Source organism: Streptomyces avermitilis MA-4680 = NBRC 14893 (assembly GCF_000009765.2).
Lineage (GTDB): Bacteria > Actinomycetota > Actinomycetes > Streptomycetales > Streptomycetaceae > Streptomyces > Streptomyces avermitilis.
In genome coordinates this window covers 8,694,521-8,718,723 of record NC_003155.5, presented here as the reverse complement: position 1 = coordinate 8,718,723, position 24,203 = coordinate 8,694,521, and the positions used below count along the sequence as shown (strand labels likewise).

Below are 24,203 nucleotides of genomic sequence, written 5' to 3'. Positions count from 1 at the left end.
GCGAACGTTCGGTGAACGAGCGCCCCGACCAGGGGCGCGGGGAACCGCGCGGCCGGCCACAGCGGGCCCGCGGCCGACGACCGCCGTACCACCGGCGGCCGACAACCATCCGGGCACCCGCGGCCGACACCGCCCTACCAGCAAAGTGCTACCGCTTGGCCGCCTTACGAGTCGCCCGCAGCCACTCCTTGTTCATGCCGGTGATGGAGACCAGCGGGATGCCCTTCGGGCAGGCGGTGGCGCACTCTCCGGCGAGGGTGCAGCCACCGAAGCCCTCCTCGTCCATCTGGGTCACCATGTCGAGGACGCGGGTCTCGCGCTCGGGCGCGCCCTGCGGCAGCACGTTGAGGTGGTTGATCTTGGCCGAGGTGAACAGCATCGCCGCGCCGTTCGGGCAGGCGGCCACACAGGCGCCGCAGCCGATGCACTCGGCGTGCTCGAAGGCGAAGTCGGCGTCCGGCTTGGGCACGGCCGTGGCGTGGGCCTCGGGCGCGGCGCCGGTCGGGGCGGTGATGTAGCCGCCGGCCTGGATGATCCGGTCGAAGGCCGACCGGTCGACGACGAGGTCCTTGACGACCGGGAAGGCCGAGGCGCGCCACGGTTCGATGTCGATGGTGTCGCCGTCCTCGAAGGACCGCATGTGGAGCTGGCAGGTGGTGGTGCGCTCGGGTCCGTGGGCGTCGCCGTTGATGACGAGCGAGCACGCGCCGCAGATGCCCTCGCGGCAGTCGTGGTCGAAGGCGACGGGGTCCTCGCCCTTGAGGATGAGCTCCTCGTTGAGGGTGTCGAGCATCTCCAGGAAGGACATGTCGGCCGAGATGTCGTCCACCTCGTAGGTGGACATCGCTCCGTCGGCGTCGGCGTTCTGCTGGCGCCAGACGCGCAGGGTGAGCTTCATGCGTAGCTCCGCTGAGTGGGGTGGACGTACTCGAAGACGAGGTCTTCCTTGTGCAGGACGGGCGCGTCGCCGGTGTCGGTGAACTCCCAGGCGGCCGCGTACGAGAACGCCTCGTCCCTGCGGGCCGCCTCGCCGTCCGGGGTCTGGGACTCCTCGCGGAAGTGACCACCGCAGGACTCGGACCGGTGCAGTGCGTCGAGGCACATCAGCTCGGCGAGTTCGAGGTAGTCGACGATGCGGTTGGCCTTCTCCAGGGACTGGTTGAACTCCTCGCCGACGCCGGGGACCTTGATGCGCCGCCAGAACTCCTCGCGGATCTGCGGGATGCGTTCGAGCGCCTTGCGCAGTCCGCTCTCGGTGCGGGCCATGCCGCAGAACTCCCACATGAGTTCGCCGAGTTCGCGGTGGAAGGAGTCGGGGGTGCGGTCGCCGTCGACGGCGAGCAGCAACCGCAGCCGGTCCTCGGTGTCGGCCAGCATCTCCTGGACGACGGGGTGTTCGGCCGTCACCTCCTCGGGGTGCGGGTTGCGCGCGAGGTAGTCGTTGATCGTGGAGGGGAGCACGAAGTAGCCGTCGGCGAGGCCCTGCATCAGGGCCGAGGCACCCAGCCGGTTCGCCCCGTGGTCCGAGAAGTTGGCCTCGCCGATCGCGAACAGGCCCGGGATCGTGGTCTGCAGGTCGTAGTCGACCCAGAGGCCGCCCATCGTGTAGTGCACGGCGGGGTAGATCCGCATGGGGACCGTGTACGGGTCCTCGGCGGTGATCCGCGCGTACATGTCGAAGAGGTTGCCGTACTTCTCCTCGACCTTCGCCCGGCCCATGCGCCTGATGGCGTCGGCGAAGTCCAGGTAGACGCCCTGCCCGCCGGGGCCCACTCCCCTGCCCTCGTCGCAGACGTTCTTCGCGGCGCGGGAGGCGATGTCGCGCGGTACGAGGTTGCCGAAGGAGGGGTAGATGCGCTCCAGGTAGTAGTCGCGCTCGTCCTCGGGGATCTCGTTCGCGGGCCGCTGGTCGCCCTTCGCCTTCGGCACCCAGATGCGGCCGTCGTTGCGCAGCGACTCGCTCATCAGCGTGAGCTTGGACTGGTGGTCGCCGGTGCGCGGGATACAGGTGGGGTGGATCTGGGTGAAGCAGGGGTTGGCGAAGTAGGCGCCGCGCCGGTGCGCCCGCCAGACGGCGGTGGCGTTGGAGTTCATGGCGTTCGTCGAGAGGTAGAAGACATTGCCGTAGCCACCGCTGGCCAGCACCACCGCGTCCGCGAAGTACGTGTCGATGCGGCCGGTGATGAGATCCCTGGCCACGATCCCGCGCGCCCGTCCGTCGACGACGATCAGGTCGAGCATCTCGGTGCGCGGATGCATCTCGATGTTGCCCGCGGCGATCTGCCGCGACAGCGCCTGGTACGCGCCGAGCAGCAGTTGCTGACCCGTCTGACCACGGGCGTAGAAGGTGCGCGAGACCTGTACGCCGCCGAAGGAGCGGGTGTCGAGCAGACCGCCGTACTCCCGGGCGAACGGCACGCCCTGCGCCACGCACTGGTCGATGATCTCGACCGAGATCTGCGCGAGCCGGTGGACGTTCGACTCCCGCGCCCTGAAGTCGCCGCCCTTGACGGTGTCGTAGAACAGCCGGTGGACGGAGTCGCCGTCGTTGCGGTAGTTCTTCGCCGCGTTGATGCCGCCCTGCGCGGCGATCGAGTGGGCGCGGCGCGGGGAGTCCTGGTAGCAGAACTGGACGACGTGGTAGCCCTGTTCGGCGAGCGTGGCGCCGGCGGAGCCGCCCGCGAGGCCGGTGCCGACGACGATCACCGTGTGCTTGCGGCGGTTGGCGGGGTTGACCAGTTTGGCCTCGAAACGGCGGGTGTCCCACCGCTCGTTGATCGGGCCCTGCGGGGCCTTGCTGTCGACGACCGGCTCACCGGTCGCGTAGTCCGCGTAGGAATGCATGGGTCAGCTCACCACTCCGGTCATGACGCCCACGGGTACGGCGACGAAGCCCGCCGTGAGCAGCAGCGCGAGAACATTGGCGACGGTCTTGAGGGCGCGGTCGCGGGTGCGGCTGCCGGCGCCGAGCGTCTGGGCGGCGCTCCAGAAGCCGTGCCGGATGTGCAGGCCGAGCGCGAGCATCGCGACGATGTAGATGATGTTGCCGTACCAGGTGGAGAAGGTGTCGACCACGTTCTGGTACGGGTGGCCGGACTGGAATCCGCCCGGGTGCACGGAGCCCGTCGTCAGGTCGAGGATGTGCCAGACGATGAAGAGGCCGAGGATGACGCCGCCCCAGCGCATGGTGCGCGTGGCGTAGCTGGCCCGCGCCTTCCGGTGCACGTACTTGCTGGGGCGCGCCCTGATGTCGCGCCGGCTCAGCTGGTAGGCGGCGGTGGCGTGGGCGACGACGGCGGCGACGAGGGCCACGCGGATGATCCACAGCGCCCACTCGTAGTGGAGGAAAGGCTCGCCGAGGGTGCGCAGCCAGTGGGCGTAGTGGTTGAACTCACCGGATCCGAAGAAGATCTTCAGATTGCCGATCATGTGGACGACCAGGTAGAGCAGCATGACGAGCCCGCTCACCGCCATGACCGTTTTCTTGCCGACGGAGCTGTCCCAGACGGTGCGTGCCATGGACGACCGTCGGTCCGTCCGTGTTGCCAGAGCCATGTCTCAGAACGCTAGGGCCGGGATGCCGATCAGTCCAAGACATGGTCCGGCTGGATTCCATAGGAATGCCCTATCGTGGGGTGGGTGCAGTTCCAACAGCTCCAGTACTTCGTGGCGGTGGCCGAGACCCGGCACTTCACCCGGGCCGCCGACCTCGTGCATGTCGCACAGCCCTCGCTCTCCCAGCAGATCAAGGCCCTCGAGAAGGAGCTGGGGGCGGATCTGTTCCTGCGGGCGCGCGGGAACATCACGCTCACCGACGCGGGCGAGGCGCTGCTGCCGCTGGCCCGCCGCATCCTGGCCGACGCGGACACCGCCCGGCACGAGGTGCAGGAACTGGCCCAGCTGCGCAGCGGGCGCGTCCGCCTCGGCGCGACCCCGAGCCTGTGCACGGGCCTGCTCCCGGACGTGCTGCGCGCCTTCCACGACCGCTATCCCGGCATCCGGCTGCTGATCGAGGAGGGCGGCTCGCACGATCTCGTACGGGAACTCGCCCGCGGCGCGCTCGATCTCGCGCTGGTCGTGCTTCCCCTGCCTACGCCGTCGCCCGCGCTGACGACGGTGGAGCTGCTGCGCGAGGATCTGGTGGTGGTGTCGTCACCGGACGCCCCGGCACCGGGCCGGGGCCGGCGTACGGTGCGGATCCCCGATCTGGAGGGCGAGCGCCTGGTGATGTTCCGCCACGGCTACGACCTGCGCGAACTGACCGTCGCCGCGTGCCGTGCCGAGGGCTTCGAGCCGGACTTCGCGGTGGAGGGCGGCGAGATGGACGCCGTTCTGGGCTTCGTACGGGCGGGGCTGGGGGTGGCGGTCGTGCCGCGCATGGTGGCGACGCGGTCGGGTCGGGGTTTGCGGGTGACCCCGCTGGCCCGCCCCGGTCTGCACCGTACGATCGCCCTGGCCCACCGCAGCGACGTGGCCCCGCCGCGGGCGGCCCGCGAGCTCCAGCGGATGCTGCTGGAACGGTGAGCGCCGGACTGCCGCGACTGGTCGGCCTCAGTCAGTCCCGGTCCACGGCGGGGCGCGGTGGGCACGTGGGGCACATAGGACGCGCAGGGCAGCCGTCGGTCACCACGTCGGGATGTAGCCGCCGTCGATGACCAGGTCGCTGCCGGTGATGTTCCGGGCGCGGTCCCCGGCGAGGAACAGGACCAGGTCGGCGACCTCGGCCGACTGCGAGAAGCGGCCGGTGACCGTCGCGCCCGCCGCCCGTGCCACCACGTCGTCGGGGGTGATCCCGGCGGCGGCCGACACCGTGGCGGCCACCCCGTCGCCGCCGAGCCACAGTTCCGTCTCCACCGGACCGGGGCTCACCGTGTTGACCCGGATGCCCTTCGGGCCGACCTCCTTCGACAGCGCCTTGGAGAAGGCCACCAGGGCGGCCTTGCTCGCGCTGTAGTCGATCACCAGCGGGTCGGGCAGGGTGGCGTTGACCGAGCTGATCGTCACCACGGAGCCCTGGCCGGCCTCCAGCATCAGGGGCAGGGCGGCCCGGGTGACCCGTACGGCGGTGAGCAGGTTCAGGTCGACCGTGCGGTGCCAGTCCTCGTCGGTCACCGACAGGAACCCGCCGGTGCGGGCCGGTGCCGAGCCGACGTTGTTGACCAGGATGTCGATGCGCCCGCCCGCCGCCCCGACCAGTCGTCCGGCCCCCTCGGGCTCGGCGAGGTCGACGGGCACCCAGGTGACGGAGCCCTCCTCGACCAGCCCGTCCAGGCCCTCGGACGTGGTACGGGACCCGGCGACGACCTGCGCCCCCGCCCCGGCCAGCGCCTGCACGACGGCCAGTCCGATGCCCTTGCTGGCGCCGGTCACCACGGCGGTCCGGCCCTCGAGTTCCTTGCTCATGGTTCTCGACTCCTTCGCACGGCGGATTCGTTGGCGGCGGCACGCTTCGGGCGTCGGGGACGGGTCCGCGGCGCGGGAAGTGTTTGAGCTCGGTGCCCGCCGGCGAGTCTGCGTAGAGCTTGTACACCGAGCGTGTCACGACGTCCGGGACGGTGTGGCCGGCCCGGCCCGCGATCCCGGCGAGGGAACGGTGAGGTGCTCGTGCGGGGCGTCGGCCTCGGCCGGCTCCCGCACGTCGACGAGGCCGTACCGGTACCGGGTCCGCCGTCCGGTAGACCGGACGGCGCCGCTTCGCGGGGCACCCGGCAGTTTCCGGGCGATCAGTCCGCCAAAGGAGTGGCCGACGGCGACAGCCACATGTACGGCACGGTCGAACGCGGGTCCGGCCGCCGCGGGCCTCGTCGGTCGTGGCGAGGGCCGCGGCGGCCGGGAGGTCCGGCCTCGGCTACGGTCACGGTGCCGGAGCCCGGCCCCCGGGGAAAGCACATCAGAGGGTCATGCCCCGGCCCGTCCGCAGGTCAGCCGGTGGCGTCCACCAGGGCCAGCTCGTGCAACCGCTCCGGCGGTCCCGGCCGGGCGTAGTACCAGCCCTGGGCCGTGTCGCAGCCCAGTATCCGCAGCTGCTCGGCCTGCGCGCCGGTTTCGACGCCCTCGACCGTGACCGCGAGGTCGAGACTGTGCGCGAGGGTGACGATGCCCTCCACGATCTTGAGGTCGACGGGGTCCGCCGGGTACTGCTGCATGCCCTGGGTGAAGGAACGGTCCAGCTTCAGAATGCTCACCGGCAGCCGGCGCAGGTTGGCGAGGTTCGAGTAGCCCGTGCCGAAGTCGTCCAGGGCGATGTCCACGCCCATCTCGGCCAGTCGGCGCAGGGGTTTGAGCAGATCGTCGTCGGCCCCGATGAGCGCCGACTCCGTGACCTCCAGGCACAGCGCGCCAGGTTCCAGACCCGACCGCTCCAGGATGTCGACCGTGTCGGACACCAGCCCGGGGTGGGTGAGCTGGCACGGTGACAGATTGACGTTGATGCGCAGCGGGGCCGCCGCCTCTGCGCAGTGCCGCTCCTGCCACTCCCGGGCCTGCCGCACCGACTGCTCCAGGACCCAGCGGCCCAGCGGCACGATCAGCCCGGTGTGCTCGGCGAGCGGGATGAAGCGGTCGGGGCCGAGCACACCGTGCTGCGGATGCAGCCAGCGCACCAGCGCCTCGGCACCGCGGACGCTGCCGTCGCCGAGGTGCACCAGCGGCTGGTACTCGATGAAGAACTCGTTCCGGTCCAGGGCCGCGGGCAGTGCCGTGGTGAGACCGTGCCGGGTGATGGCGCGGGCGTCGGCCTCGGGGTCGGCCAGCTCGAAGCGGTTGCCACCCGCCGACTTGGCCCGGTACATGGTGATGTCGGCGCTGCGCAGCACCTCCGCCGGACCGCGTTCCCCGGCCGGGCCCTCGACGATGCCGATGCTGCCCCGCACGGCCAGCTCCCGGCCGTCGATGCTGATGGGGGTGACGAGCGCGTTCATGATGCGCCCGGCGAGTTCGTCGACCTCGCGCTCGGTGTCGGGTCCGGTGGTCAGCGCGACGAACTCGTCGCCGCCGAGCCGGGCGACCATCTCGCCGGGCGCGGTCGCGCACGACTGCAACCGGTCGGCGACCTCGACGAGCAGCCGGTCCCCGGCCGCGTGCCCGAGGCTGTCGTTGATGGTCTTGAAGCCGTCGAGGTCGAGGTAGCACAGCCCGAACCGCTGCCCCCCGCCCGCCGACAGCGCCTTCTCCAGCCGCTCGAAGAAGAGGGTGCGGTTGGGCAGTCCGGTGAGCGCGTCGTGGGTGGCCTCGTAGCGCAGCCGGAGGTTCAGCAGCCGGCGCTCGGTGGTGTCCTCCATCAGCGCGAGCTGGTACTCGGGCCGGCCGTCCGCGTCACGCAGCAGGGACACCGTCAGGTTGGTCCACAGGACGGTGCCGTCGGGCCGGTAGAAGGCCTTTTCGACGTGGTAGTGCTCGCGCTCGCCGCGGACCAGCTCCTCGTACAGCCGCCAGACCTGTGGAGCGTCGTCGGGGTGCGTCCAGTCGGTGACGTTGCGGCCGCGCACCGCCTGCTCGGAACCGCCGAACATACGCAGCAGCGCGCCGTTGATCTGGAGGATGTTCCCTTCGAGGTCGGCGATGCCAATGCCTATGGCCGCGCCCTCGAAGACCGCGCGGAAGCGGGCCTCGCTCGCGTGGAGCGCCTGCCCCACCACCCCTTGGGCCTGCAACGCGGCGACGGAGATGGCCTCCTGCTCGGCCAGCGTCCGCTCCCGCAGCGCCTGCGCGAAGCCGGCCGCCATGGCGTGCTGCAACCGCGAGGCACGGGTGCGCAGGGCCTCCTGGTCCCCGGGGGACGCGTCCGGGGTGCCGCAGTAGAGCACCAGGTAGGCGTCGACGCAGTCGAGCGTGGCGCTGAGCGCGTCGGGGTCGGTGCAGTGCGCGTCGATCAGCGCGGCGCCGACCGCCTTGGCCTCGGCCGCGTCGAACGCCCTGGCCCGCAGCGCCTCGCTCAACCGCCGGGCGAGCGGCAGGAGTCGGTTCTCCAGCTCCGGACGGGTCAGCGGCGTCGAGGTCACCGGGAAGACCGCCCGGCTCCAGATCGTCGCGAACCTGCGCAGTCTGTCCTCCGGTCCGTCCGGCTCCGGGGTCACGCCGCGTGCCCCACGCCGGCGAATCCGGAGAAGGCATACGGATCCTCGTCCTCGGGTGCCGTGTCGGGCCGCCAGTTCGGCATCGGCACCAGTCCGGGTTCCACCATGTCGTACCCCTCGAAGAACCGCGCGACCTGTTCGCGCGAGCGCATGATCAGTGGGTTGCGGATGTTCCTGTACACGTCGACCGCGCCTTCGGCCCGCTCCTGAGGGAGCGGAACTCCCTCGTACGAGGCATGCGTGACGACGAGCAGGCTGCCCGGCGCGAGTGCGTCGCGCAGCTCGGCCACTGCCCGGTACGGGTCGTCCGCGTCCTCCACGAAGTGCAGTATGGCAACGAGGAGGAGCGCGACCGGACGGTTCAGGTCGATCAGCCCCTCCACCTCGGGGCTCGCGAGGATCTCCCGGGGCTTGAGGAGATCGCCCGCGACGACGTCCGCGCCCTCGGTGCCCGCGAGTACGGCCTGGCTGTGCGCCACGGCCACCGGGTCGTGGTCGACGTACACGACCCGGGCGCCGGGGTCGGCCGCCTGCGCCACCTCGTGCACGTTTCCGAAGGTGGGGATGCCGGAGCCGATGTCGAGGAACTGGGTGATGCCCTCGTCGACCGCGTAGCGCACGGCGCGGCGCATGAACGCCCGGTTGGCCTGCATGATCTTCGGGAGTCCCGGCATGAACTCCATCGCCTTGCGGGCCGCCTCCCGGTCGACCTCGAAGTTGTGCGAACCGCCCAGGTAGTAGTCGTAGATGCGGGACACGCTCGGCACCGAGATGTCGATGCTCCGTGGGGCCCAGGCGGGACGCTGCATCTAGCTCTCCAAGGCGTAGGCGACGGCTGAGACGATCCAGTGTTCGAGCTGAGGCTACTGATCGCCCGCCAAAGGAGCGAGCAAAAACGGAAATTGACCGTCCGCTCAGGCTCATTGCCGCCGTCACGTGCCGAGTTGACGTTCCGCCGACGCCTCTCGAACACGTCCCGTGCGTCCCCGCGAAACGCGGGAACGCCGAAGTGGCCCGCCCCCTCCGTTGCGGTGCGGAGGGGGCGGGCCGGGTCGTACGCGCTGTACCGTTCGTCCGGCACTCTTGCTTCGGTGTCCCCCTCCCTTCCGCGACTGTTGCCGTTCGGGTGAGGCGATCAACCCTGGGGAGATGATCTCTACTTCGGCGCGCCGACCGGCTTTCCGTCGGGCGCGACGGCGTACCAAGTGCCGCCCACGCCCTGTCCGTTGGTGTCCCCGGCGGCCTTGTCACCGGAGAAGGTGTAGATGGGCCAGCAGTTGATGGTCTGCTGCTTGGCGCCGTCCGGACGGGCGAAGTTCATCAGGCCCTTCTTCTGGACGCCCTTGGTGTCGTCCGCCGCGACCGGCGCGACGACGGGCCACTTCTCCAGGCAGGCGCCGACGCAGGCCGACTTGGGGGTGGGCCAGGCCTGGTCCTTCAGGAAGCGGTAGACCGTCTTGCCGTTCTTGTCGACGACGATGTCGCCGAGCTTGGGATCGTTGCGGACGGAGAGTCCGGGCAGATCGGTGGCCGAGGCCTTCTTGCCGTCGGGCGCCGCGGCGTACCACGTGCCGCCCACGCCCTGGCCCTTGGTGTCACCGGCCTTGGTGTCCTTCGCGAACCGGTACATCGGCCAGCCGGCCACCGTCAGCTGCTTGGTGCCGTCGGACCGGGTGACCTCGCCGAGCAGAGCCTTGTCGATGCCGGTGGCGGCCGAGGCGCCCTCGGCGGGAACCGGCGGCCAGGCCTTGGCGCAGTCGCCGTCACAGGAGGACTTCGGCGGTTCCGCCGTGTCCTTGTCGAAACGGTAGAGAGTGAAACCGGCGGCGTCGGTGATCACCTTGCCGATCTTCACGTTCTCGGCAACCGTCAACTGACCTGCGGATTCCGTGGAAGACGAGTTCTGCTCCTCCTTGGAATCCGCGCCGTAACCATTTCCGGATCCAGCAGCGGCACCGGGGCTGGAGGTGTAACCGGCGGCAGGCGCGGCTGCGCCCACGTTCTGACTGCCTGTCGACTGGGTGCCAGATTCCTGACCGCACGCCGTCGTGAGCGCCAGCACGGCCGCAGCTGCCGCTACGAGTGAGGCGCTCCGCCAGGAGGTCTTCATGTCAACTCCCGTTAATTAGCCTGGGTGTTGCAGCGTCCTAGTGCGCCGCTTATGGCCATAGGTACGTGCGGAGGCGGCCAAAGTGTTCAAGCGCATCGCAACTTTCTTTCCGGACCCTGTGACGCCCGTCCGGATCGATCGCGCAGATGTACCCATGCCATGACGTCTCACTCCCGGTCGGTCAAACCACGCATAGGGGTATGTCCTTCGTTCGGAGCAATTCACCGAGGCTCGGGCCTGTACGGGCGCGCCGTGGCTCATGATCTCCGTCGTGTATGGACCCGAACGGACTCGATCCGCCGTCGCCATAAGGGTGTTGGCCCTGGTGGCGTTGGTCTGGATCCTCATGGGCGTGCCGCCCGAGACGGCGGTCGCCGACGCCTGCGCGTACGTCTCGACCGGCCCGGACGGCATCGAGGTGGTGGCGGCCGCCGGCGACGGTCTCCGCTGCCCCGTCCCGTCGACTCCCCCGCCCTGCCCGACACCGACCCCCACCCTCACACCGCCACCACCGCCACCTCCACCGCCACCTCCACCGGCTCCCACCCCGACGCCCACTCCCAGCCCGACGCCCACCGAGCGGCCGAGACCGACGCCGAGACCCGACCCGCCGCCACCCCGGCCGGCGCCGCCACCGCCCGTCGCCGTGGCGCCGCGGCCGACTCCCACTCCGACGCCCACCCCCACCCCCACGCCGACACCCACGCGGACTCGCGCTCCGAGGCCGAGCCCGCCGCCCGAGGCGTCCCCGGTGAGCTATCCGCGGTACCACGCCTCGGCGCACCAGCGGCCACCGCGCGGCGGCCCGCCGCTGGTCACCCTCGCCCTGCTCATCACCGCGCCCGCGGTGCTCGCCGTCGCCGCGCTGCGTCCGCGCTGATCCCTGGAGGCACTCCTTGTCGGAATGGCTTGTTCTCGCCCTCGCGATGGCGGCCGCCTGTGTCGTGGTGGTCATCGTGACCCTCGTACGGCATCGCACGGCCGCCGAGGACGACGATCCGTCCGAGACCCCGGACGTGATCGAGTACATGACGATGATGATCGGCGTGGTGTACGCCATCGTCCTGGGCCTGGCCATCGCGGGTGTCTGGGAGGCGCGCAGCGTCGCCCAGGACCACGTGCAGACGGAGGCCCAGGCGCTGCACGAGATCTCCGAACGGGTGCGGGTCTACCCGCCCGACGTCCGCGACCGCATCCGCGACGACGTCAACGCGTATGTCGGCCAGGTCGTCACCACCGAGTGGAAGACCATGGCGGACAAGGGCCGGGTGACCGCCCGGGGCGCGGAGCTCTTCCAGCGCATCCGCCAGGACGTGACCGACTACCAACCGAAGACGGACTTCGAGGCTCAGGCCTATCAGCCGCTCGTCGACCAGGTGTCCGCGGCCGACACCGCCCGGGCCTCACGCGCCGACTCGACGGGCGCGACCATGCCGGGCGTGGTGTGGTTCGGGCTGATCACGGGTGCGGTGGTCACCATCGGGATGGTGTTCGCCCTGCAGATCCGGCGTACGAAACGGGAGCTGGTCCTTGCCGGGCTGTTCTCCGCCCTGATCGCCTTCCTGCTCTTCCTGATCTGGGACTTCGACGCGCCCTACAGCCGGGGCGTCGCGGCCTCCGCGGAGCCCTTCCTGGCGCTCTTCCCGCACCTTCACGGGTGACGGATCCTCACCATCGGGCGCCTTGCGCGCCGCCGCAATGCCGACGGCGAGGCCTGACGCACCCCGCACAGCCTTCCGCCCGGATCCGGTCAGGGTCCAGGGCGGAGGGCTGTCGCGTGCGGTCTCCGAAGAAGGCCGGCGGTCGGGCCGGCGGCCACCGGTCAGCTCTTGTTCTCGGTCCGGCGGCGCATCCAGAAGAACCCGCCGGCGATCACGGCCGCCGCGACGAGTCCGCCGCCGATCGCCATGTCGGTGGGCGTGGCGCCGATGGAGCTGCTACCGCCGAGACCGCCGCGGACGCCGCCGATGACGGTGAACGCGTTGGGCCGGGTCAGGGACTGGGCGTTGTTGCCGTTGCCGTTGCCGTTCCCAAGTCCGGTGCCGTGACCGTTCCCGAGACCGTTGCCGTTCCCAAGACCGTTGCCGTTCCCGAGACCGTTGCCGTGACCGTTGCCGTTGCCGTTGCCGAGCCCGTTCCCGTTCCCTAGGCCGTTGCCATTACCGAGCCCGTTGCCATTACCGAATCCGTTACCAAGTCCATTGCCGTTGCCGAATCCGTTGCCGTTACCGTTCCCGAGCCCGTTGCCGTTCCCGAATCCGTTACCGAGTCCGTTGCCGTTGCCGTTGCCGAATCCGTTCCCGTTCCCGAGGCCGTTGCCGTGACCGTTGCCGTTCCCGAGGCCGTTACCGTTCCCGAAGCCGTTCCCGTTCCCGATTCCGTTCCCGTTCCCGTTCCCGAAGCCGTTGCCGTTCCCGAAGCCGTTGCCGTGACCGTTGCCGTTCCCGAGCCCATTGCCGTTCGCGTTACCGAAGCCGTTGCCGTTCCCGACTCCGTTGCAGTTCCCGAAGCCGTTGCAGTTCCCGACTCCGTTACCGTTGCCGAACCCGTTGCCGAATCCGTTCCCGAACCCGTTGCCGAATCCGTTCCCGAACCCGTTGCCGAGCCCGTTCCCAAATCCGTTGCCGAACCCGTTGCCGAACCCGTTGCCGAATCCGTTGCCGAGCCCGTTCCCGTTCCCGTTCCCGACCCCGTTACCGGGCCCGCCGTTAGCGCCGTTCACGACTCCGGTGCCATTGCCGCAGCGGGCCGTAATCCCGTACGAGCCCGGGCGCGCGTTGCGGTCGATGGTGACGCGGGCGCTCGCCGAGTTGTGCCCCGCGGGGCTCAGCCGGGTCGTCGGGAAGACCGGCGAGGAGACCGTGCTGCCGTTGACCTGGCACCTGGACCCTTCCACGGTGATCGTCAGCTGCCCGCCCCGCGCGATGACTCTGGACAGGGCGACGATATTGCTCGGGTCGCTCAAGGCCGCGGCCGTGGGGGCGGCGAGCCCGACGGCCAGGGCCACGGCGGCACCGGCCGCCAGGGCACGAGAAGTACGCATGTGATCCTCCGCGAAAGACGCCCCCGGGACCCGTCCCCGGTCGATCGGCGAGAAAGCGCCTCCAGATAGACCCTCAGACGCCGGGGACAGGGCCGCATTTCGAGAATGGTCCGTCCTGGTGAGAGGACACGCCGGGCGGATTCCGCGCAATCGGTTATTGCCGCAGGTCACGGACTGTCAGAAGTTTTCCGCCCCGCGGCAACTCGGATGGCTCACCACAGAGGTTCCGCGCCCCCCGTTCGCCCGTGCCTCGTCGCTCTCGGGGCTCGCTGCGATTAGTGTGCTCATATGCGCGACGGACATGGCGACGGCCACGTCGAGAGGGGATTGCGAATGTCCGTGTCCGAGCTGGCCGAAGAGGAGGAGCGGCGGAGGAAGCGGGCCCCGTGGGGCGTGATAGCGCTTGTTCTGCTGACCGGCCTCGCTCTCATTCGGAATGGTTCGGGGGAGTTCGACGTGGGCCCCCCGCAGCCGGCGACGGCGGCGGCCGCGGACAGCCGCAGCACCCCGAAGCCCCCCACCGCCAAGCTGCCCCGGCCCCTGCCGTACTCCGCGGCCCGACGCGTTCGCATTCCGGCGATCCAGGTCGACGCCCCCGTCACTCCGGTGGGTCTCGACATGTCCGGCTGGGTGGACGCACCGTCGCCCGACGACCCGAATCTCGCCGGCTGGTTCACCGGCGCGGTCTCGCCCGGTGAGAACGGGACTGCGGTGGTCGTGGGCCATGTGGACAACATGAAGGGCCCGGCCGTCTTCTACGGCCTGGGGGCGCTGAAGAAGGGCAACCGGGTCGAGGTCGAGCGCAAGGACGACAAGGTCGCCGTGTTCGAGATCTACGGAGTCGAGGTCTTCGCGAAGAGCAGCTTTCCCAGCGACCGCGTCTACGCGAGCAAGGGCGCCCCGGAGCTGCGCGTCATCACCTGCGGAGGAGGCTTCACCAAGCAGAACGGCTATGACGGGAACGTGGTGGTGTTCGCCCGCCTGGTCGAGGTCCGCTGAGCGTTCCCCGGCCGGGCGGGCCTCCCGCGTTATGCGAACTGCCGTCGGGGCACCGTGAGGTGATAGCCGGAATCCAGCAGCGCGGGCAGATAGTCGCGCAGCGCCCGCACACTCTGCGAGCGATCGCCGCCGGCGTCGTGGGAGAGCACGACGACGCCGGGGGCGGCACCGTCCTCCACCCGGTTCACGATGGTGCGGGTGCCCGGGGTCGTCCAGTCGAGCGAGTCGACCGTCCAGGCCAGCGGCTCCATGCCCAGGTCGGCCCCGAGCTGGAAGGCCGCCCGGTTCCAGACACCGTACGGCGCGCGGAACCACTGCGGCGGCTCGCCGTACGCCTGCTCGATGACCTCGCTGGTGCGTTCCATCTCGGAGCGGATCCCGGACCGCGACAGCTCGGTGAGCCGGGGGTGCGTCCAGGTGTGGTTGCCGACGACGTGCCCGTCGTCGGCCATCTCACTCAGCAGGTCCTTGTTGTCGACGGCCATCTCCCCGCACACGAAGAACATCGCGCGTACGTCGTACTCGCGCAGGGTGCGCAGGATGTCCGGGGTGTAGCGCGGATCGGGGCCGTCGTCGAAGGTCAGCACCATGCTGCGGCCGCGCCCGGAGATGCGCAGGAACGGCTCGTGCCGGACGACGGTCCGCGCGGGCGCGCTGCGTGGCGGGCCATAACCGGTGAGGGGCCGCAGACGGTAGGCGGAGGGCTTGAGCGCGCGGCGCACCGGTGGGCCCGCGACGGGGGCGGTGTTCCGCACCGGGCTCCCGGCCGGCTCGTCGGCGGTGAGCAGCCGGGCCGTGCCTGCCGCCCCGGCCGCGCCCAGGACAGCGGCACCGGCGAGCAACGCCCGGCGCCGCGTGAGCAGCTGATCCTTTTTCATGATTTCATCAGTCGCCCGGACGAGAGGCGCCCCCGCCGCGCAACACCGGGACGGGCGCGGGAAAGCACCCGTTGGGACCATCCGCCCGGCGAAGTGCCGAACGAGCCGAGTGGGCGGAGCCCGTCCTGTGCCGAGTCGGCGGAGCCGACCGCACCGGCTCAGCGGCGGCGTACCAGTGGGAACGGCAGGGTCTCCCGGATCGTGAGGCCCGTGAGGAACATGACGAGCCGGTCCACGCCGATGCCGAGGCCGCCGGTGGGTGGCATCGCGTACTCCAGCGCGTCGAGGAAGTCCTCGTCCAGCTCCATCGCCTCGGGGTCTCCCCCGGCGGCCAGCAGGGACTGCGCCGTCAGCCGTCTGCGCTGCTCCATCGGGTCGGTCAACTCCGAGTAGGCGGTGCCCAGTTCGGTACCGAAGGCGACCAGGTCCCAGCGTTCGGCCAGGCGCGGATCGGCGCGGTGCTGCCGGGTGAGCGGGGAGACGTCGGTCGGGAAGTCCTTGTAGAAGGTGGGCAGTCCGGTCCTCTCCTCGACCAGCCGCTCGTACATCTCCAGGACCACGTCACCACGGCCGTCGTCCGCGGTGTACGGCACGCCCGCCCGGTCGCAGTGCCGGTGCAGGGCCTCAAGGCTCGTCCCGGCGTCCAGCTCCTCCCCCAGTGCCTCGGAGATCGCGCCGTACACCGTCTTCACCGGCCACGGTCCGGAGATGTCGTGCTCGGTGCCGTTCTTGCGGGCGACCGGTCCCCCGAAGGCCGCGGTGGCCGCGCCCTGGATCAGTTCGCGGGTGAGGTCGAGCATCACGTCGTAGTCGGCGAACGCCTGATAGGCCTCCAGCATCGTGAACTCGGGGTTGTGCTTGTAGGAGACGCCTTCGTTGCGGAAGGTGCGCCCCATTTCGAAGACCTTCTCCAGACCGCCGACGCACAGCCGCTTCAGGTAGAGCTCGGGGGCGATGCGCAGATACAGGTCGAGGTCGTAGGCGTTGATGTGGGTGGTGAAGGGCCGGGCGTTCGCGCCGCCGTGGATCTGCTGGAGCATCGGCGTCTCGACCTCCAGATAGCCGCGGTCGAGGAGCCCCTGGCGCAGCGCCTGGACGGCGGTGGAGCGGGCCCGTACGACCGCGCGGGCGTCGGGGCTCGCCACCAGGTCGAGATAGCGGCGGCGCACCTTGGCCTCGGGGTCGGCGAGGCCTCGGTGCTTGTCGGGCAGCGGGCGCAGGCATTTGCCGGTGAGCTGCCAGTCCGTGACGAAGACCGTCGGCTCGCCGCGGTCGCTGGTGCCGGTCCGGCCGGTGGCGGTGATGTGGTCGCCGATGTCGGCGTCCTTGCCGAACCGGTCGAGCGCGGGCCCGGACCCGGATCGGGTGAGGGCGAGCTGCAGATCACCCGACCAGTCGCGCAGCACGGCGAAGACGATGCCGCCGAAGTCGCGTACGAGCATGACGCGGCCCGCGACGGTGACCTGCTCGCCCGCCGGAGAGCCACGGGCCCGGGCGAGGGTGTGGGTGCGCGGTGGGATGCCCACGGGGTAGGGGTCGGTGCCGTCCGCGCGCAGCCGGTCGAGCTTGCTCAGGCGCACCCGGACCTGTTCGGGCAGTCCCGGCGCGCCCGGCCCGGTCTCGTCGCCCTTGTCGAGGCCGAGCGCCGACAGCGACGGCAGACCCTCGGTCGTCGTCGGCTCGGTGATCCCCTTGGAGTGGCCCTTGCCCCACAGCTTGCGCAGCGAGGGCACGGAGACGAAGCCCTCGGCGATGCCCGACGCCAGTCCGATCCGGGCGAGGGAGGCGGTGTCGCCGTAGCAGATGAAGCGCGGGTACCACTGCGGGTGGTACTTGGCGTTGGAGCGGTACAGGGCCTCCAGCTGCCACCATCTCGAGAAGAAGAGCAGCAGTCGGCGCCACAGACGCAGGACCGGCCCGGCACCGATACGGGCGCCCTCCTCGAACACCGAGCGGAACACCGCGAAGTTCAGCGAGATCCGGCGTATGCCCGTCCGTCCGGCCACGGCACACAGCTCGGCGACCATGAACTCCATCACTCCGTTGGGCGCGGCACGGTCACGGCGCATCAGGTCGAGGGAGACGCCGTCCCCGCCCCAGGGCACGAAGGAGAGCAGGGCGAGGAGTTTTCCGTCCTCTCCCAGGGCCTCGACGAGGAGGCAGTCGCCGTCCGCGGGGTCGCCGAGCCGGTCCAGGGCCATCGAGAAGCCCCGTTCGGTCTCGGTGTCCCGCCAGGCGTCGGCCCGGCCGACGACCTCCTCCATCTCCTCGTCGCTGAGGGTGGAGTGCCGGCGTACCCGGCAGGTGGCGCCGGTGCGCCGCACGCGGTTGACGGCCTGCCTGGTCACCCGCATGTCGCGGCCGTCGAGATCGAAGTCGGCGGTGTTCAGGATCGCCTCGTCGCCCAGTTGGAGCGCGCCGAGTCCGGAGCGGGCGAACGCCTTGGCGCCCTCTTCCGAGGCGCCCATGACGGCGGGCGCCCAGGCGTGGCGGCGGGCCACGTCGAGCCAGGCGTCGATGGCGTGCGGCCAGGCCTCGCGGTCGCCGACCGGGTCCCCGCTGGCCAGGCAGACACCGGCCTCGACCCGGTAGGTGACGGCGGCCTTGCCGCTGGGCGAGAAGACGACGGCCTTGTCCCGGCGGGTGGCGAAGTAGCCGAGGGAGTCGTCGGCGCCGTACGCCCCGAGCAGGGCGCGGATGCGCGGCTCCTCGTCGCCGTGCAGGGCCGACTCCATGCGCTGGGAGCGGAAGAGGGTGGCGGCGGCGTTGAGCAGGGCGAGTGCGCCGAACAGGCCGAGGAGGAAGGACACGGGGCGTGGTGTGCGTCCGTCGAACCGGCGTCCGGACACCAGTCCGCCGCAGACCCGGTCGGCCGCCCACAGCAGCCGCTGGTCGCGCGGCAGCGTGCCGGGGAAGAGTTCGACCAGGCCCCACCCGACCAGGATCGCCACACCGAGCCCGGCGAACAGCACGGCGAGGGCCCGCCACGCGGCGCCGCGCCGGGAGGCCGCGTAGAACTCCTTGCGGGCCGCGATCAGCAGCGCCAGCGCGAGTGAGCACACGATCAGCGAGACGACCGACTCGGCGTAGTGGCCGAGGGCGAGGCCGAGCAGGTCGTCGAGGGTCACCAGGCCGAGGTAGACGACCACGAGCCACCAGGTGACCTTCTTGCGGGCGGCGGTCGCGGCGGCGAGCAGGAAGAGGAAGACGCCGTAGGCGAGGTTGGCGCTGACCGGGACCACGAACCTGTCGAGGTCGCGCACGAACGGGCCCAGCAGACGGCGCAGCGGCGCGATGAAGGCCAGCAGGACGCACAGGAGGCCGAGGGCGCCGAAGAAGGTCGCGAAGCCCTCGGGCACCTTGCTGAGGAAGCCGCCCCAGGACGGCCGTGTCGGGCCGGTGGCGTGCCCGGGTCCGGCGGCCTCCACGGTGGCACTCATGGTTTCGACTGTAGGAAGACCGGGCCCGCCCCGCCCGTCGAGCGCCGCGACCCCGCCTCTCGGGCGCCGGTCCCGCCCTTCCCGCCACGGTCCTGCCCCCACCCGTCGCCGAGACGGCTCCGCGGGCTCCCGCCCGGCTCGGGACCTGCCGCTTCCGATAGCCTCACAGCCGTGACGGAACAGCACTCCCACCAGTTCGAGCGTGGCACGGACGGTCCCAAGGTGATCCTCGTCGGGGTGGACGGCTCCGACTCCTCGCTCCACGCGGCGGCGTATGCCGCCGGCCTGGCCAGACGGCAGCACGCGCTGCTCGCCGTCGTGTACGTGCAGCCGGTGATGGCGGCGGGAGCGGCGCTCGGGGTTCCGGTCGCCGACACCACCGACGAGATCGCGGCGGACCTGGTCCAGTACATCCGTGACGCGACCGAGCGGGTCAAGGACATATTCGAGGTGCGCTGGGAGTTCCACACCTTCCGCGGCGACCCCTACAACGGCCTGGTGACGGCGGCGGACGAACTGAAGGCGGACGCGGTCGTGGTGGGCGCCTCCGAGCAGGCGGGGCACCGGATCGTCGGGTCCGTGGCGGTCCGCCTGGTCAAGGCGGGGCGCTGGCCGGTCACGGTCGTGCCGTAGCCCGCGGACGGGCACCCTCGGCGCGGTGCGCGGGAGAGCGCCGGACGCGGCCGGAACGCACCCGCCGTCGGCCATGCCGTGCGTGGCATCTTCCGTCCCCGCTGTCCCTGGGCCATCATGATCCGCCGTCAGCCGATTGCCGTCTGCGAAGAGGTGAGGCTCATGGCCGGGATCCGAATGGGTGAGGGTGTTCTCCGCCGCAAACCCATCGAACAGATCGAGGAGACGGAGGCCGGCACACAGCTCGAGCGGACACTCGGGCTGTGGCAGCTGACCGCGATCGGGGTCGGCGGCATCATCGGCGCCGGCATCTTCACCCTCGCCGGGACGGTCGCGAACGGTACGGCCGGCCCGGCTGTTCTCGTCTCGTTCCTCATCGCGGGCTTCGCGAGCGCCGCGGCCGCGCTGTCGTACGCGGAGTTCGCGGGCCTCATCCCGAAGGCGGGCTCGGCGTACACCTACGGCTACGCGGTGCTCGGCGAGCTCGCGGGCTGGTTCATCGGCTGGGACCTGCTCCTGGAGTACACGGCGATCGTGGCGGTGGTCGCGATCGGCATCTCCGGGTACTTCGGCTTCCTGGTCGGCGAGCTGGGCGCCGATCTGCCGGCGTGGATGCTGGGCGCGCCGGGCACGGGCGGCGGGCACCGGGTCGACCTGTTCGCGGCGATCCTGTGCCTGCTCATCGCGTATCTGCTGAACCTCGGCATCAAGAGCGCGGCCCGGTTCGAGACGGTCGTGGTCGCTCTGAAGGTCCTGGTCGTGCTGCTGGTGATCGGTGTCGGTGTCTTCCACATCGACACGGGCAACTACCACCCCTTCTTCCCGTACGGGGTCGGCGGGGCGTTCACGGGCGCGGCGACCGTGTTCTTCGCGGTCTTCGGCTATGACGCGATGTCGACGGCGGCCGAGGAGTCGAAGGACGCGCAGCGCCACATGCCGAAGGCGATCATCTACTCGCTGGCCATCTCGATGGTGCTGTACGTGGCCGCCTGTCTGGTCCTGACCGGCATGCAGAACTACAAGGACATCGACAAGGAGAGCGGCTTCTCGACGGCGTTCAAGTCGGTGGGTCTCGGCGGTCTCGCGGACGTGATCGCGGTCGGCGCGATCATCGGCATCCTCACCGTGATGTTCACGTTCATGCTGGGCGTCACGCGTGTCTGGTTCAGCATGAGCCGCGACGGACTGCTGCCCAAGTGGTTCGCCAAGACGCATCCGACGCGGCACGTGCCGACCCGGGTGACCTGGATCGTGGGGTTCGCGTCGGCCGCCATCGCCGGGTTCCTGCCGATCGGCCAGGCGGCCGAACTCACCAACATCGGGATCCTGCTGGCGTTCGTCGTGGTGTGTGTCGCGGTGATCGTGCTGCGTTACCGGCAGCCGGATCTGCCGCGCACCTTCCGCACACCGTGGATGCCGTACGTCCCGGCGCTGGGGGTGATCTTCTCGATCTGGCTGATCACGTTTCTGCAGTGGCGGACGTGGGTGCGGTTCGGCGTGTGGCTCGTGATCGGCCTGGTCATCTACTTCGGCTACTCGTACAAGCGCTCGGAACTGGCCAAGGGCGTCAACTCCCCATGACGAGGCCGTCCTTGGCGGCCCCCCGGCGCAGCACGACGTCGCGGATCCGGTCGCGTACGGGTGCCGTCCCGGCGCCCTGCGCGATCGCGGCGTTGAGGTCCACGACCCGGCCGAGGTCGAATCGCTGCGGAATGAACTCGGCCTTCGTCACCTGCCAGCGCTCTCCCGCGCGGGCGGGCGGGGCGAAGGTGAAGCGGCCGATGGTGCTCTCCTGTCCGCGCGGGTCGCGGAAGCCTTCCCGGTTGGCCATCTCCCCGGCGATCTGGTCGCCCAGGCCGTAGACCACCCAGGTGCCGTTGACCTTCTCGTACGGCTGGGGGACGTGGGCGCGGGTGCCGAGGATCAGGTCGATGTCGGGGCGGCCCTTCGTCTGCGACGCGGTCAGTTCCCTGCTCAGCCGAAGCTGCTGCGCGTCGGGCTCGTCCTGCCACTCGGTGCCCCAGCCCAGGGATACGACGACCACGTCGGCGCCCGCCGCCCGGGCGGCCCGGGCGTCCGCGACGATCCGGTCCCGGTCGATCAGGTTGACGGCCCAGGGTTCTCCTGCGGGGAGCGGACGGCCGTTGATGTCGTGGGTGTACGCCAGGTGGGCGACCTGGGCGCCGTCGGCGTGGAACATGGCCGGGGCGGCCGCCTCCGGCGCCAGGCGTGCCGAGCCCGTGTGCTGCACGCCGGCCCGGTCGAGGGCGTTCAGGGTGCTGTGGATGCCGGCTGTGTCGTAGTCGAGGGCATGGTTCGAGGCCGTGGAGCAGCCGTCGTATCCGATGGCAGCGAGGCCCAGGGCGACCTGCGGCGGCGACACGAAGGCGGAATAGCCGGAGTAGTCGCCGTCCTCGCCGAACACCGTCTCCAGATGGCAGATCGCCACGTCGGCCCGGGACACGACGGGTTCGGCAGCCGCGAGCATGGGGCGGAAGTCGTAGCCGATGCCGCCCGCGTCGGCCTTCGCCTGCTCGATGACCGGGGCGTGCGGCAGGACGTCGCCGGACGCGACGAGGGTGAAGCCACGGGTCGCGGGCGCGGCCGCGGGCCCGCCCGCTTGCCGTGACGACGGGTCGTGGGCCTGGCAGGCCGCGCCGGCGGTCAGCAGGGCGGCGGTCAGGGCCGCGGCGGCCCGGCGGGCGTGTGGTGTCATCGACTCGCTCCGATGCGGCTGGTTCCGGCAGTCCCGATCGGTTCCGGTGGGTCCGATGGTTCTGATGTTCATATGAACTGATGTGAATCCACCTGCGCGCCTTGCCGGGAGTCAAGCAGCCGCACCGCCCGAGTCGCCGCGGCACCGTCCACGTCACCGCAACGGCGTCACGTCCGGCGGCGGCCGGACCGTTCGTCGTACCGTTCAACGACGGGTTCGACCGTCCGCCGCAGACCCGTGCGCGCTCCCTGTCCCGGCGGAGCGCGGTGCGCTGCCATAGCCGCCATGACGGCCGTAACCACCACCATCGGGCGCGGGACGACCGCCGAGCACGAGCTGGCGCAGCTGCAGCGCGAGCACGGCCGACCGCTCTTCGCGCTGCTGCTCAGGCTCTGCGACGGGGACCGCCAGCGCGCCGAGGACCTCGTGCAGGAGACGTTCGTACGTGCCTGGCAACACCCCGAGGCGCTGCGCGCGCACGATTTCACCTCCGTGCGCCCCTGGCTGCTCACCGTCGCACGGCGGCTCGCCATCGACGCGCGACGGGCCCGCCAGGCGCGGCCCGCCGAGGTCGGGGACGCCGTACTGGAGAACGCCCGGGTGTGCGCCGATCACGCCGAACGGTCCGCCGCGACGCTCGATGTGCGCGACGCTGTGAAGACACTCACTCCCGAGCATCGTGAAGTACTGGTGCAGGTGTATTTCCGGGGGGCGAGTGTGGCGGAGGCCGCCGAGGCCCTGGGGATTCCGCCCGGTACCGTGAAGTCCCGCGCGTACTACGCGCTGCGCGCCCTGCGCCGGGTTCTTCCGGGATACGCGGCCGACCTGCGGTGAAACCGAAGGCCGAGTCAAACCTCCGTAAAGCGCCTTGCTGAGGACCATGGTTGAGCAATCTGCTGTCCTCATCCGTGTTCCGGAACAGTAGTCCGGGGTCGGGCAAGTCCGGGGTCGGGCGACGCGCACGCACCGGAGGAAGGCAGGAAGGGATGCTGCACAGAGGTCAAGAGAGCACGGACGGCGCCGGCGGCGGTGAACTCACCGTCCCCATGGCATGGTTGTACGCGGAGTACATCGCGGACGAACTGCTGCGGACCGGCGACCTGATGCCGCCGACGTCCTTCGAGTTCCGCGCCGGGCGCGACGCCCTGGCGCTTACCATCTTCCTCTCCGACACCAGCGGTGAGCTCTCCGGTATCCGGGTCGTCTCGCAGCTGGAGACCTGGCTTTCGCTGACGGCGTACGACCAGCCGTGGCAGGACTGGGTGTGTGCACGGATGGCCGCGCTGGCCGCCGAGGCCGTCGAGTCGGGCGGCCCGTCGCCGGACCTGGATCTGGCGTCCGCGGCCTGGCGCTGGCTGGAGGAGACCGAGCTGCTCGCCCCTGACCTGGACGCGGTGCCCGGCGGCGGCTCGGTCTTGGGCGAGGACGACGGACCCAAGGTCTGGACGCCCGCCTGGCAGCTGGGGCTGCCGCTCGGACACCTCGCCATCCATCTTTTTTAGATTCGGACCAATCCGCAGGCCCGACCGCTCCGAATATCTTGACTGTTATTCCAACAGCCTTGAGTGATTCGGCGGCCTGGTCCGTACCGGTGGGCAACAGCAACACGAACACCACCCCCACCCCGCTTCACCGGCATGAGGAATTGGTATGAGGTCCCTGGAACGCCATCGCGACGTCGGCGCCTACGCGCTCGGCGTGCTCGACGAGGCGGAAGCCTTCCGCTTCGAGGACCACCTCATGGAGTGCCCCAGCTGCACGGCACAGGTGACCGAATTCCGGCCCGCCGCGCGGCAGTTGATGCTGTACCGGCGGGCGACGCCGCGAGCCGTGCATCCCTTCGCGGCACCCGGACCCCGCCTGATGGAGCGGCTGCTCGGCGAGGTGGCGACACGGCACCGCAGCGGGCGCAGGCGCTGGCTGTACGCGGTCGCCGCCGCCGTGGTGTTCGCGGTGGGCGGGCCCGTGGTGGCGATGGTCGCCGGGCACGGCTCCGCATCGACGGAACTGACCGCGACCGGCGCGAAGACCGGGGTGTGGGCGCAGGTCACCACCCAGGAACGGGTCTGGGGCAGCGAGATCGACGTGACGGTCAAGGACGCCTCCGGTCCCCACTCCTGTCGGCTCATCGCGGTGGGGAAGGACGGTTCCGAGCAGACCGTGACGACGTGGATGGCGCCCTCGCACGACGGCGGTCCCACCACCATGCAGGGCGGCGCCGCGCTGCGGCCCGACGAGATCGAGCACTACGACATCCGCACCGGCAACGGGCAGCTCCTGCTGACGCTCAGGTCCCACTGAGGCACGTC

General features: G+C 70.6%; 20 protein-coding genes. 9 read left to right on the top strand and 11 right to left on the bottom strand.

Translation table 11 applies throughout. The features are described 5' to 3' along the window. Positions 1 to 148 precede the first annotated feature (148 nt). The 3 genes from SAVERM_RS37525 to SAVERM_RS37515 are packed head-to-tail and all read right to left on the bottom strand — an operon-like array spanning position 149 to position 3,519. A complete protein-coding gene (locus SAVERM_RS37525; protein WP_010988704.1) occupies positions 149 to 898 on the bottom strand; it encodes a succinate dehydrogenase/fumarate reductase iron-sulfur subunit in 750 nt (249 codons plus the stop codon). After that, a complete protein-coding gene (locus SAVERM_RS37520) occupies positions 895 to 2,844 on the bottom strand; it encodes a fumarate reductase/succinate dehydrogenase flavoprotein subunit (protein WP_010988703.1) in 1,950 nt (649 codons plus the stop codon). Before SAVERM_RS37520 ends, SAVERM_RS37525 begins: the two co-directional genes overlap by 4 nt. A gap of 3 nt (positions 2,845 to 2,847) precedes the next feature. After that, positions 2,848 to 3,519 carry a succinate dehydrogenase gene (locus SAVERM_RS37515; protein WP_037647097.1) on the bottom strand — a complete coding sequence of 224 codons (672 nt, stop codon included), beginning with the start codon at positions 3,517 to 3,519 and terminating at the stop codon, positions 2,848 to 2,850. A gap of 120 nt (positions 3,520 to 3,639) precedes the next feature. On the opposite strand from SAVERM_RS37515, the gene SAVERM_RS37510 reads away from it, so the two are divergent. Next, complete coding sequence (locus SAVERM_RS37510) at positions 3,640 to 4,524, top strand: LysR family transcriptional regulator (RefSeq protein ID WP_037647207.1); 885 nt, start codon at positions 3,640 to 3,642, stop codon at positions 4,522 to 4,524. A 99-nt stretch (positions 4,525 to 4,623) separates the two neighbouring features. On the opposite strand, the gene SAVERM_RS37505 is transcribed toward SAVERM_RS37510, so the two are convergent. The 4 genes from SAVERM_RS37505 to SAVERM_RS37490 all read right to left on the bottom strand — a co-directional run bounded on the left by SAVERM_RS37505 (position 4,624) and on the right by SAVERM_RS37490 (position 10,185). Continuing rightward, the gene (locus SAVERM_RS37505) at positions 4,624 to 5,403 is read right to left on the bottom strand and encodes an oxidoreductase (protein ID WP_010988700.1); all 780 of its coding nucleotides are present in this window, start codon (positions 5,401 to 5,403) and stop codon (positions 4,624 to 4,626) included. Positions 5,404 to 5,921: 518 nt separating this feature from the next. Further along, a complete protein-coding gene (locus tag SAVERM_RS37500) occupies positions 5,922 to 8,075 on the bottom strand; it encodes a putative bifunctional diguanylate cyclase/phosphodiesterase (protein ID WP_010988699.1) in 2,154 nt (717 codons plus the stop codon). Further along, positions 8,072 to 8,884 (bottom strand): SAM-dependent methyltransferase, encoded by an 813-nt coding sequence (locus tag SAVERM_RS37495; protein WP_010988698.1) that lies wholly within the window; start codon positions 8,882 to 8,884, stop codon positions 8,072 to 8,074. The genes SAVERM_RS37500 and SAVERM_RS37495 overlap by 4 nt, the downstream gene beginning before the upstream one ends. 347 nt (positions 8,885 to 9,231) lie before the next feature. Next, positions 9,232 to 10,185, bottom strand: a complete 954-nt coding sequence (locus tag SAVERM_RS37490; protein ID WP_010988697.1) for an SCO0930 family lipoprotein — start codon at positions 10,183 to 10,185, stop codon at positions 9,232 to 9,234. Positions 10,186 to 10,936: 751 nt separating this feature from the next. Between SAVERM_RS37490 and SAVERM_RS45415 the strand changes: the two genes are divergently transcribed. Further along, on the top strand, positions 10,937 to 11,065 hold the full coding sequence (locus SAVERM_RS45415) for a hypothetical protein (protein ID WP_037647093.1): 129 nt from the start codon (positions 10,937 to 10,939) through the stop codon (positions 11,063 to 11,065). Positions 11,066 to 11,081: 16 nt separating this feature from the next. After that, positions 11,082 to 11,846: a bestrophin-like domain gene (locus SAVERM_RS37485; RefSeq protein WP_010988695.1), complete on the top strand. Its 765-nt coding sequence runs from the start codon at positions 11,082 to 11,084 to the stop codon at positions 11,844 to 11,846. Between the two features lie 161 nt (positions 11,847 to 12,007). Here SAVERM_RS37485 and SAVERM_RS43495 read toward each other — a convergent pair whose 3' ends face one another. Then, positions 12,008 to 13,228: a hypothetical protein gene (locus tag SAVERM_RS43495; protein ID WP_010988694.1), complete on the bottom strand. Its 1,221-nt coding sequence runs from the start codon at positions 13,226 to 13,228 to the stop codon at positions 12,008 to 12,010. Between the two features lie 333 nt (positions 13,229 to 13,561). Here SAVERM_RS43495 and SAVERM_RS37475 point away from each other — a divergent pair, with 333 nt between their 5' ends. Continuing rightward, positions 13,562 to 14,227: a class F sortase gene (locus SAVERM_RS37475; RefSeq protein WP_037647090.1), complete on the top strand. Its 666-nt coding sequence runs from the start codon at positions 13,562 to 13,564 to the stop codon at positions 14,225 to 14,227. Positions 14,228 to 14,256: 29 nt separating this feature from the next. Here the strand turns inward: SAVERM_RS37475 and SAVERM_RS37470 are convergent, their stop codons facing one another. Next, positions 14,257 to 15,105 carry a polysaccharide deacetylase family protein gene (locus tag SAVERM_RS37470; RefSeq protein WP_010988692.1) on the bottom strand — a complete coding sequence of 283 codons (849 nt, stop codon included), beginning with the start codon at positions 15,103 to 15,105 and terminating at the stop codon, positions 14,257 to 14,259. 158 nt (positions 15,106 to 15,263) lie between these two features. Beyond that, the gene (lysX, locus tag SAVERM_RS37465; RefSeq protein WP_010988691.1) at positions 15,264 to 18,545 is read right to left on the bottom strand and encodes a bifunctional lysylphosphatidylglycerol synthetase/lysine--tRNA ligase LysX; all 3,282 of its coding nucleotides are present in this window, start codon (positions 18,543 to 18,545) and stop codon (positions 15,264 to 15,266) included. A 171-nt stretch (positions 18,546 to 18,716) separates the two neighbouring features. Between lysX and SAVERM_RS37460 the strand changes: the two genes are divergently transcribed. Next, entirely contained in the window at positions 18,717 to 19,178 is a 462-nt protein-coding gene (locus SAVERM_RS37460) for a universal stress protein (protein WP_010988690.1), read from the top strand. Positions 19,179 to 19,340: 162 nt separating this feature from the next. Next, positions 19,341 to 20,759, top strand: coding sequence for an amino acid permease (locus SAVERM_RS37455; protein ID WP_010988689.1), 1,419 nt, complete (start codon positions 19,341 to 19,343; stop codon positions 20,757 to 20,759). On the opposite strand, the gene SAVERM_RS37450 is transcribed toward SAVERM_RS37455, so the two are convergent. After that, positions 20,746 to 21,894, bottom strand: a complete 1,149-nt coding sequence (locus tag SAVERM_RS37450; protein ID WP_010988688.1) for a CapA family protein — start codon at positions 21,892 to 21,894, stop codon at positions 20,746 to 20,748. The two genes, SAVERM_RS37455 and SAVERM_RS37450, sit on opposite strands and share 14 nt — an antisense overlap. Before the next feature lie 285 nt (positions 21,895 to 22,179). On the opposite strand from SAVERM_RS37450, the gene SAVERM_RS37445 reads away from it, so the two are divergent. The 3 genes from SAVERM_RS37445 to SAVERM_RS37435 all read left to right on the top strand — a co-directional run bounded on the left by SAVERM_RS37445 (position 22,180) and on the right by SAVERM_RS37435 (position 24,195). Further along, a complete protein-coding gene (locus SAVERM_RS37445) occupies positions 22,180 to 22,728 on the top strand; it encodes a sigma-70 family RNA polymerase sigma factor (RefSeq protein ID WP_010988687.1) in 549 nt (182 codons plus the stop codon). Positions 22,729 to 22,880: 152 nt separating this feature from the next. After that, the gene (locus tag SAVERM_RS37440; protein WP_010988686.1) at positions 22,881 to 23,396 is read left to right on the top strand and encodes a hypothetical protein; all 516 of its coding nucleotides are present in this window, start codon (positions 22,881 to 22,883) and stop codon (positions 23,394 to 23,396) included. A gap of 148 nt (positions 23,397 to 23,544) precedes the next feature. Continuing rightward, entirely contained in the window at positions 23,545 to 24,195 is a 651-nt protein-coding gene (locus tag SAVERM_RS37435; RefSeq protein ID WP_010988685.1) for an anti-sigma factor family protein, read from the top strand. Positions 24,196 to 24,203: the final 8 nt, after the last annotated feature.